The sequence below is a fragment of the Streptomyces sp. OfavH-34-F genome (genome assembly GCF_022347745.1).
In the GTDB taxonomy this organism is placed as follows: domain Bacteria; phylum Actinomycetota; class Actinomycetes; order Streptomycetales; family Streptomycetaceae; genus Streptomyces.
This window is the reverse complement of sequence record NZ_JAKRGC010000272.1, coordinates 1-8,880: the sequence shown is the minus strand read 5'-3', so window position 1 is coordinate 8,880 and position 8,880 is coordinate 1. Positions and strand designations below refer to the sequence as shown.

The 8,880-nt window shown below is 72.8% G+C and carries 10 protein-coding genes and 1 pseudogene; 2 read left to right on the top strand and 9 right to left on the bottom strand.

The features are described from left to right. The 4 genes and pseudogenes from MHW47_RS36010 to MHW47_RS27825 all read right to left on the bottom strand — a co-directional run. Positions 1-755 (bottom strand): annotated as a pseudogene (locus tag MHW47_RS36010) (DNA polymerase III subunit gamma and tau); the annotation flags it as partial. A 16-nt stretch (positions 756-771) separates the two neighbouring features. Next, complete coding sequence (gene nadD, locus MHW47_RS27835; RefSeq protein ID WP_239226518.1) at positions 772-1,389, bottom strand: nicotinate-nucleotide adenylyltransferase; 618 nt, start codon at positions 1,387-1,389, stop codon at positions 772-774. 38 nt (positions 1,390-1,427) lie between these two features. After that, positions 1,428-1,589 carry a hypothetical protein gene (locus MHW47_RS27830; RefSeq protein WP_199563822.1) on the bottom strand — a complete coding sequence of 54 codons (162 nt, stop codon included), beginning with the start codon at positions 1,587-1,589 and terminating at the stop codon, positions 1,428-1,430. Between the two features lie 83 nt (positions 1,590-1,672). Continuing rightward, positions 1,673-1,825, bottom strand: a complete 153-nt coding sequence (locus MHW47_RS27825) for a hypothetical protein (RefSeq protein WP_199563823.1) — start codon at positions 1,823-1,825, stop codon at positions 1,673-1,675. A gap of 113 nt (positions 1,826-1,938) precedes the next feature. On the opposite strand from MHW47_RS27825, the gene MHW47_RS27820 reads away from it, so the two are divergent. After that, entirely contained in the window at positions 1,939-3,075 is a 1,137-nt protein-coding gene (locus MHW47_RS27820) for a M48 family metallopeptidase (RefSeq protein ID WP_239226517.1), read from the top strand. Here the strand turns inward: MHW47_RS27820 and MHW47_RS27815 are convergent. The 5 genes from MHW47_RS27815 to proB form a co-directional block, all read right to left on the bottom strand. Then, entirely contained in the window at positions 2,981-4,126 is a 1,146-nt protein-coding gene (locus MHW47_RS27815) for a hypothetical protein (protein ID WP_239226516.1), read from the bottom strand. The genes MHW47_RS27820 and MHW47_RS27815 overlap by 95 nt on opposite strands. Before the next feature lie 148 nt (positions 4,127-4,274). Then, positions 4,275-4,853: a hypothetical protein gene (locus tag MHW47_RS27810; RefSeq protein WP_239226515.1), complete on the bottom strand. Its 579-nt coding sequence runs from the start codon at positions 4,851-4,853 to the stop codon at positions 4,275-4,277. Between the two features lie 64 nt (positions 4,854-4,917). Then, positions 4,918-6,201 carry a glutamate-5-semialdehyde dehydrogenase gene (locus MHW47_RS27805; protein WP_239226514.1) on the bottom strand — a complete coding sequence of 428 codons (1,284 nt, stop codon included), beginning with the start codon at positions 6,199-6,201 and terminating at the stop codon, positions 4,918-4,920. Positions 6,202-6,281: 80 nt separating this feature from the next. Further along, positions 6,282-6,782, bottom strand: a complete 501-nt coding sequence (locus MHW47_RS27800; RefSeq protein ID WP_239226513.1) for a hypothetical protein — start codon at positions 6,780-6,782, stop codon at positions 6,282-6,284. A gap of 140 nt (positions 6,783-6,922) precedes the next feature. Next, entirely contained in the window at positions 6,923-8,008 is a 1,086-nt protein-coding gene (gene proB / locus MHW47_RS27795; protein WP_239226519.1) for a glutamate 5-kinase, read from the bottom strand. Between the two features lie 234 nt (positions 8,009-8,242). Between proB and rfbC the strand changes: the two genes are divergently transcribed. Beyond that, on the top strand, positions 8,243-8,880 hold a 638-nt coding region (gene rfbC, locus MHW47_RS27790; protein WP_239226512.1), incomplete at its 3' end, for a dTDP-4-dehydrorhamnose 3,5-epimerase.

Sequence of the window (8,880 nt, the reverse complement as noted above, 5' to 3'; positions counted from 1 at the left end):
GGGGCGGGCGGCGGGGTGTACGGGCGCTGGCCCCCGGACGGCGGCTGCGGAGGCTGCCCGGCGCCGCCGGACGGGTCCACGATGGCCTCGATCTTCCACTGGGCGTTGAACTGCTCGGCCAGGGCCTGCCGCAGCACGTCCTCGCTGCCGCTGCTCGCGAAGTTGTCCCGCGCTCCGGCGTTGAGGAAGCCGATCTGCAGGGTGCTGCCGTCGAACCCGGTGACCTGGGCGTTCTGGCTGAGCAGGATCCACGTGAAACGGCGGCGGTTCTTCACCGCCTCCAGGATGTCCGGCCACATGGTGCGCACCTGGCCCGCGCCCTGCGCCATGCCCGGCGCGGTCTCGGGGGCGGCGGGCGCGCTCTGCGGCGCGGGGGCGGCCGGGGCGGGGGCCTGCTGCGGAACGCTCCACTGCTGGGTGGTGTCCACCGCGGCGGGCTGCTGCCCGGTGCCGTAGCCGTACGGGTCGTAGCCGTAGTCCTGCTGCGGGGCCGCGCCCGCGTAGGGGTCGTACTGCTGCGGGGGCGGGACGGGCTGCTGCTGCGCGTACGGGTCGTACCCGTACCCCTGTCCGTCGCCCTGCGGTGCCTGCTGCTGCGGCTGCTGGGCCTGCTGGTTCCCGTAGGGCTGCTGCTGGGCGTACGGGTCGTACTGCTGCTGACCCGGCTGCTGGTACACCGGCTGCCCGTACTCGTCGTAGCCGATGATCTGCGGCTGCTGGTAGTACGGGTCGTACGGGTTCTGTCGGTCGTTCACCGGTGCCCCTTTCCGCTCACTCGCCGCGGTACAACTGGCGTTTGTCGATGTAGCGGACCACACCGTCCGGAACGAGATACCAGACCGGCTCGCCCTGGGCGACCCTCGCGCGGCAGTCCGTCGAGGAGATCGCGAGCGCGGGGACCTCCACCAGGGAGACGCCCCCCTTCGGCAGGCCGTCGTCCGTGAGCAGATGGCCCGGCCGGGTGACTCCGATGAAGTGGGAGAGCGAGAACAGTTCGTCGGCGTCGCGCCAGGTGAGGATCTGGGCGAGCGCGTCGGCGCCGGTGATGAAGAAGAGGTCCGCGTCGCCGTGGACCTCGCGCAGGTCCCGCAGGGTGTCGATGGTGTACGTGGGGCCCTCGCGGTCGATGTCGCTCCGGCTGACCGAGAACTGCGGGTTGGACGCCGTCGCGATGACCGTCATCAGATAACGGTCCTCCGCCGGGGAGACGTGCTTGTGGCTCTTCTGCCACGGCTGCCCGGTCGGTACGAAGATCACCTCGTCGAGGTGGAACTGGGCGGCCACTTCACTGGCCGCCACCAGGTGTCCATGATGGATCGGGTCGAATGTCCCGCCCATCACGCCGAGTCGGCGTTTTCCGGGGCCGGTAGGCACTTCCTGCTCTCCCATGCGTGCAGAGCCTACTGGCACAGCTGTACGCCTCGGTCTCAGCGGTCGCGGTTGAAGCGCGTGGTGATCCACAGGAGGAGGAGAAGCACGACGAGGGCGCCGCCACCGGTGACGGCGGGGATCAGGCTGTCGTGATTGCCGCCGTGCTCGCCCTCGGCGGCGACGGTGACCAGCTGGTGTGCGGTGCTCGTGAGGCTCATCTTCGGCAGGACCTATCGATCGGGAGTCGGGGGAAGACGTCGCGGACATCGTATGCGGGGGTCACGGGCACGCTCACGCCGACTCAGTCGTTGTTGTCGTCGTTGCGGTATCCGCGCAGCAGGAACCAGGCCAGCAGGGCGGCGCCCAGGAGGGAGGCGACCAGCACGATGCGGATCGTGTTGCCCGGCCCCTGGTCCCCGGACGCGGCGGCGAACAGAGCAACTGAGTACGGCATGTCGGGCGTCTCCTCGGTTATCCACAGCCCCCCGCACACCGTAGCCCCAGCACCTAGGCTGGGCTGCGTCAGGGGGCGAGCGACATCTCGTACGAAGATCAGGGGGATCATCCATGACCGGTGGCGGCCACGAGAGCAGCGGCGTACCGAGCAGGCAGCGCAAGCGATTCCCGGGAATCTCCTCCCGGGCCTACGAACATCCGGCGGACCGCTCCGCGCTGGTCGCGCTGCGGAAGCTGAGCGGCTTCGACACCGTCTTCAAGGCACTGAGCGGCCTGCTGCCCGAGCGCAGTCTGCGACTGCTCTTCCTGTCGGACTCCGTCCGGGTGAGTGACGCCCAGTTCGCCCACCTCAACGACATGCTGCGCGACGCCTGTTACATCCTGGACCTGGAGAAGGTCCCGCCGATGTACGTCAACCAGGACCCCAAGCCCAACGCCATGTGCATCGGGCTCGACGAGCCGATCATCGTGGTGACCACGGGGCTGGTGGAGCTGCTGGACGAGGAGGAGATGCGGGCGGTCATCGGCCATGAGGTGGGCCACGCCCTCTCCGGGCACGCGGTGTACCGCACGATCCTGCTGTTCCTCACCAACCTGGCGCTCAAGGTCGCCTGGATTCCGCTGGGCAATGTGGCGATCATGGCGATCGTGACGGCGCTGCGCGAGTGGTTCCGCAAGTCGGAGCTGTCGGCGGACCGGGCCGGGCTGCTGGTCGGCCAGGACGTACAGGCGTCGATGCGCGGCCTGATGAAGATCGCCGGCGGCAACCACCTCCACGAGATGAACGTGGACGCCTTCCTGGCCCAGGCCGACGAGTACGAGAAGGCCGGGGACCTGCGCGACTCCGTGCTCAAGATCCTCAACGTGCTCCCCCGCTCCCACCCGTTCACCACGGTCCGGGCGGCGGAGCTGAAGAAGTGGTCGGAGACACGGGACTTCCAGCGCGTCATGGACGGCCACTACCCGCGCCGGGACGAGGACAAGGACACCTCGGTGACCGACTCGTTCAAGGAATCCGCCGCGCATTACGCCGATTCGGTGCGCACCAGCAAGGACCCGCTGATGAAGCTCGTCGGCGACATAGCCGGTGGCGCCGGGGACCTGGGCGGCAAACTGCGCGACAAGTTCACCGGAGGGGGCGGCAAGGGCGGCGCTACGGGCGGCTCGGCGGGGTCGCCCGGAGCGGAGGGGACGGAGGGCCCTGCGGATGCGGAGGGCTCGCCGGGGTCCGGGCCGGAGCGGAGCTGACCGCCAGCGTCCCGCACAGGGCGGCGACGGGCCGGCCCGTGGCGTACGGGTCGGTGCCCGCCGGCCCCCGCGACGCCGCCCGCTCGCCGGCCAGTAGCGGCCGCAGCGCGCCCGAGGTGTCGGCCGGGCAGGACTGCGGGCCCGCCTGGAGGTAGCTGCTGCGCACCTCCAGGCGGTGCAGCCGCAGGTCCTCCCGGTCGAACCGGAAGCTCATCTCGCGCCGCACGGTGAACAGGGAGGCGCCGCCCTCCGCCGGCGGCCCGGAGCCGGCGGGGCGCAGCGCGTACGTGAAGGTGTGGTCCGACACGACCTCCAGGGTGTCGGAGCCCGTCTGGGCGTAGCGCAGCGTGCCCCGGACCCGGATCTGGGGGTCCGGGACGGCCTGGGCGGGGTCGAAGCGGACGAGCCAGCCGGTCACGGCGTGCTGCCCGTCGTCGTAGGGGGCGGCGAGGCCGCGTTCGAACTGCTCCATCTGGTCCGGGTCGAGCAGCGCCTCCACGGGGCGCACGGTGCTCCCGCCGAGCACGTCGGGGTCGAGCGAGGAGGCCACCAGATAGTCCGTGGTGGTGGCGAGGGCGGCGCCGACCTGGCTCTCCGAGAAGTCCTCGGTGCGCCGGGCGTGCGGCGGGTTGATGCCCTCCCGACCCGTGGCGTGGTCGGCGGCCGGGCTCTTGGCGAAGAGCGCGTCGGGGGTGCCGCCGGGTACGGCGCCGCGCGGGGCCAGCGGGACGAGGGTCATCCGCAGCGGCTCGGTCCGCCGGGCCACCGGGGTCTCGTAGGGGTGGCGCAGCCCCATGAAGACGGCGGTGCCGAAGGCCAGGGCGATCAGGACCATCAGGGCGACGGCGAGCCGCGAGCCGGTGCGGACCGCCCGTCCCGGCAGGCTGCGGACGGCACGGGCGTGCTCCCCCATGCGTTCCTGGGCGGAGAACTCCTGCAGGCGGGCAGCGCGGACGAAGGACTCGTCGAAGACGAGTGAGCCGTACTCGTCGTCCTGGCCGCCGGTCCCGTTCTCCGCCGGGCCGTCGGGTGGGTCTCCGCGCCGCGCCATGACTTCTCCCGACTCCGTGAGAAGTCCCCTCTTCGAGCGGAAAGAGGGGTCATACCTTCAGGGTGGGTCGAACACGACGACGGTAAACGCGGTGGCGCCGGGCAACCACCGGGGAGTCCCGCCGGGCCCGTGGCCGGCGGGCGGGGGCTCAGGGGGTGCGCGGGACGGCGGACACCTTCGGGCGGGCGTCGTCGTCCGCCTCGGACGGGGACGGATCGGCGGGGGCGGAGCCGGGGGCGGGCGCGCCGTCGACGCCCGTGCTGGCCGGGGTCCGGACCGGGCCCTGCCGGGTGCCCGAGCTGTTGCGGTAGACGGCGCTGAACGCGAGCACGACCATGCCGATGCCCATCAGGACGGCGAGCAGCCAGGCGACCGGCCGGTGCCAGCGGGCCGCGCCCCGGTACGGGCGCAGGGAGCCGCCGTGGCGGCCGTAGGGGCCGTGGTCGCGGAAGGCGTCGTCGTCCAGCGGGTCGTGGTGGCCGGGGCCATCGTCGTACAGCTCGTCGTCGTAGGGCCCGCCGTGGGCGCCGGCGCGCCGGGCGTCGGCCTCGGCGCGCGCTTCCGCCGCCGCCAGCAGCCGCTCGACGGCGGTCGGTTCGTGGAAGGCGGCGGCCCGTACGAAGTCCTCGTCGAACACCACGGAGGCGAAGTCCTCGTCAGCGCCCCCGCGGTCGTCGTCGGGCTCCCGGCCGTTCGGATACGGCCTGCCCCCCACGTCGTCCGGCACGGTTTCAGACTAGACCCGCCGGCCCCTTTTGGGCAGGGAGACGGCGGATTCGGCCCGGTCCGGGTCACCTCACATGGCCGTCACCGGTGACGATGTACTTGGTCGAGGTGAGTTCCGGCAGGCCCATGGGGCCCCTGGCGTGCAGCTTCTGCGTGGAGATGCCGATCTCGGCGCCGAAACCGAACTGGCCTCCGTCGGTGAACCGCGTCGAGGCGTTGACGGCCACCGTGGTGGAGTCCACCAGCTGGGTGAAGCGGCGGGCGGCGGCCTGCGAGGTGGTGACGATCGCCTCGGTGTGGCCGGAGGACCACAGCCGGATGTGCGCCACGGCGGCGTCCAGCGACTCCACGACGGCCGCCGCGATGTCGTACGAGAGGTACTCGGTCTCCCAGTCCTCGGGGGTCGCCGCGACCACGGTCGCCTTGGAGCCCTCGGCGTACGCCAGCACCGCCTCGTCGCCGTGCACGGTCACGCCGGCCTCGGCCAGGGCGTCCAGGGCGCGCGGCAGGAAAGCGTCCGCGACGTCCTTGTGGACGAGGAGGGTCTCGGCGGCGTTGCAGACGCTGGGGCGCTGGGCCTTGGAGTTCACCAGGATCTCCACGGCCATGTCCAGGTCCGTCTGCGCGTCCACGTACACGTGGCAGTTGCCGGTGCCCGTCTCGATGACCGGGACCGTGGACTCCTCGACCACCGTGCGGATCAGCGAGGCGCCGCCGCGCGGGATGAGGACGTCCACCAGGCCGCGGGCGCGCATGAGTTCGCGCACCGAGTCCCGGCTCTCGCCCGGCACCAGCTGCACCGCGTCGGCCGGCAGGCCGGAGCCGCCCACCGCGTCGCGCAGCACCCGCACCAGGGCGGTGTTGGAGGCGAAGGCGGAGGACGAGCCGCGCAGCAGCACGGCGTTGCCCGACTTCAGGCAGAGGGCGGCGGCGTCCACCGTCACATTGGGCCGGGCCTCGTAGATGATCCCGACGACGCCGAGCGGCACCCGGACCTGGCGCAGGTCGATGCCGTTGGGCAGGGTCGAGCCGCGCACCACCTCGCCGACCGGGTCGGGCAGGGCCGCGACGTGGCGCACGTCGGCGGCGATGGCGCGGATGCGCTCGGGCGTGAGGGTCAGCCGGTCCACCACGGATTCGCTGGTCCCGGCCTCGCGGGCGCGCGCCACGTCCTCGGCGTTGGCCGCGAGGATGTCGCTCGTCCGTACCTCCAGGGCGTCCGCGATCGCCAGCAGCGCGTCGTCCTTGGCCGCGCGCGGAAGTGGCGCGATGTCGGCGGCTGCGGAGCGGGCCCGGTAGGCGGCCTGGGCCACGGGAGACAGGTTGTCGTACGGCGAGAGCGTGGTCATGCCCGCAGGGTAGTGCGCGCCCTGCGGGCATCCGGCACGCATTTCGTGATGCGAGACGGCTGTCCGCCGATTCGGCCGGATCAGTACGGGTGGACGCCGACCGGGGCGGCCGGGGGCGGCCCGTATCCCTCGGCGACCCGCTGGTGGTAGGTCTCGCGGTCGATGACTTCGAGGCCGACGATCGTCCAGGGCGGCAGGCCGGCGCTGGAGCGGTGCTCGCCCCACAGGCGCAGGGCCACCGCCGCCGCGTCGTGCAGGTCGCGGGCCTCCTCCCAGTAGCGGATCTCCGCGTGGTCGTTGGCGTAGCGGCTGGTCAGCAGGAAGGGGTGGTCGTGCGCGAGCTGTTCGAGGCCGCGTCTGACCTCCTTCAGCGGGAACTCGGTCCCGGAGACGCAGAGGGTGACGTGCCACAGCTTCGACGGGGTGTGCTCCTGGACGGCCGGTCCCGGTTCCGGCCGGGTGGTGCGCTCGTCCCCGCGGTCCGCGGACCGGCCCCGGTCGAACCCGGCTCCCGCTCCGACACTGGTCAGGGTGCGGCCACCCGTTCCTCGGGGCGGCGCCCCCGGGCGCGCTCGTCTCACCGGCGGCCTCCTGTGATGTGTTGCTTTGCTGTACCCCGCAGTTTCCCTGCTACAAAGTGGACCAGTCCGCGGCCCGGTGTGGGGCGGTTTTCGTGAAGCTCTCCGTCCGTTGGCCGGACTTTCAGCCGTTTCGGTGCGTGTCAGCGGTGCAGGACGACGAGATCGTCCCTGTGTACGACCTCGCGCTCGTAGGCGGGGCCGAGATCGCGGGCGAGGTCGCGGGTGGAGCGGCCGAGGAGCCGGGGCATCTCCTTGGCGTCGAAGTTGACGAGCCCGCGGGCGACCGCCCGGCCGGTCAGGTCGCGCAGTTCCACCGGGTCGCCGGCGGTGAACTCGCCCTCGACGGAGGCGATGCCGGCGGGCAGCAGCGAGCTGTGCCGCTCCACGACCGCCCGCACCGCCCCGTCGTCCAGGGTCAGCGAGCCGCGCGGGGCGGAGGCGTGGGCGAGCCAGAGCAGCCGGCCGGCGGAGCGGCGGCCGGTGGGGTGGAAGTAGGTGCCGGTGTCGCGGCCGGCGAGGGCGTCGGCGGCGTGGCTCGCGGAGGTGAGGACGACGGGGATGCCGGCGGCGGTGGCGATCCGGGCGGCCTCGACCTTGGTGACCATGCCGCCGGTGCCGACGCCCGCCTTGCCGGCGCTGCCGATGCTGACCCCGGCCAGGTCGGCGGGGCCGCTGACCTCGGCGATGCGGGTGGTGCCGGGGATGCTCGGGTCGCCGTCGTAGAGGCCGTCCACGTCGGAGAGGAGGACCAGCAGTTCGGCGCGGACCAGATGGGCGACGAGGGCGGCGAGCCGGTCGTTGTCGCCGAACCGGATCTCGTCGGTGGCGACGGTGTCGTTCTCGTTGACGACGGGCAGCGCGCCCATGTCCAGGAGCTGGTCCAGGGTGCGGTAGGCGTTGCGGTAGTGGGCGCGGCGGCTGGTGTCGTTGCTGGTCAGCAGGACCTGGCCGACGCGGACGCCGTAGCGGGCGAAGGAGGCGGTGTAGCGGGCGACGAGCAGTCCCTGGCCGACGCTGGCGGCGGCCTGCTGGCGGGCCAGGTCCCTGGGCCTGCGGTGCAGGCCGAGCGGGGCGAGCCCGGCCGCGATGGCGCCGCTGGAGACGAGGACGACCTCGCGCTCCCCGCCGTCGCGAACCTTGGCGAGCACGTCGACGAGGGCGTCGACCCGGTCGGCGTCGAGGCCGCCGGAGGCCGTGGTGAGGGAGGAGGAACCGACCTTGACCACGATCCTGCGGGCTTCCGTGACGCCCTGCCTTGCCCCTGACACCCGGGTCCCCCAAGTTCGCTCGCTGGACCTCGCAATCTACGCGAGAGCCGATGGCGGCGCCTTCGTGTTCCGTACCGTGGAAACCTTGCGCGCCTTCGCCCCGGTTCCGTGTCCGTTCGCTCCCCGGTCTCGTTGGGCACGGGTACCGGGGCCGGCAGGCGGTCCCGCGGACCGCGAAGAGGATGTGATCGCATGCGCCGGCTCTCCGTGCCCGGGGCCTGGGTGCACGAGCCCGAGGTCGTCCCGGACGGCCGCGGCAGCTTCCACGAGTGGTTCCGGGCGGCGGACCTGGAGGCGGCCACCGGGCACGCGCTGGGGCTCGCGCAGGCCAACTTCTCCCGTTCCCGCCGGGGCACGCTGCGCGGCATCCACTTCGCGGACGTGCCGCCGGGCCAGGCGAAGTACGTGACGTGCGTACGGGGCGCGGTGCTGGACGTGGTCGTGGACGTGCGCACGGGCTCGCCGTCCTACGGGCGGTGGGAGGCGGTCCGGCTGGACGACACGGGCCACCGGGCGGTCTACCTCGCGGAGGGGCTCGGGCACGGCTTCATGGCGCTGACGGACGACGCGTGCGTGGTGTACCTGTGCTCCGAGGGGTACGCGCCGGAGCGGGAGCACGGCATCGATCCGCTCGACCCGGAACTGGGCATCGAGTGGCCGGCGGACATCGCCCCGCTGCTCTCGCCGAAGGACGCGGCGGCCCCGCCGCTCGCCCGGGCCGCGGAGCGGGGGCTGCTGCCCTCGTACGAGGCGTGCGAGGCGTACTACGCGCGGCTGCGCGCGGGCGGCGCGGCGGTGCCCGGTGTGCGGTCGGGCGAGCCGTCGTTCAG

Coding starts and splice junctions, on each gene's coding strand:
- nadD (WP_239226518.1), bottom strand. CDS start 1,389: ATGGGAGAGCAGGAAGTGCCTACCGGCCCCGGAAAACGCCGACTCGGC.
- MHW47_RS27830 (WP_199563822.1), bottom strand. CDS start 1,589: ATGAGCCTCACGAGCACCGCACACCAGCTGGTCACCGTCGCCGCCGAG.
- MHW47_RS27825 (WP_199563823.1), bottom strand. CDS start 1,825: ATGCCGTACTCAGTTGCTCTGTTCGCCGCCGCGTCCGGGGACCAGGGG.
- MHW47_RS27820 (WP_239226517.1), top strand. CDS start 1,939: ATGACCGGTGGCGGCCACGAGAGCAGCGGCGTACCGAGCAGGCAGCGC.
- MHW47_RS27815 (WP_239226516.1), bottom strand. CDS start 4,126: ATGGCGCGGCGCGGAGACCCACCCGACGGCCCGGCGGAGAACGGGACC.
- MHW47_RS27805 (WP_239226514.1), bottom strand. CDS start 6,201: ATGACCACGCTCTCGCCGTACGACAACCTGTCTCCCGTGGCCCAGGCC.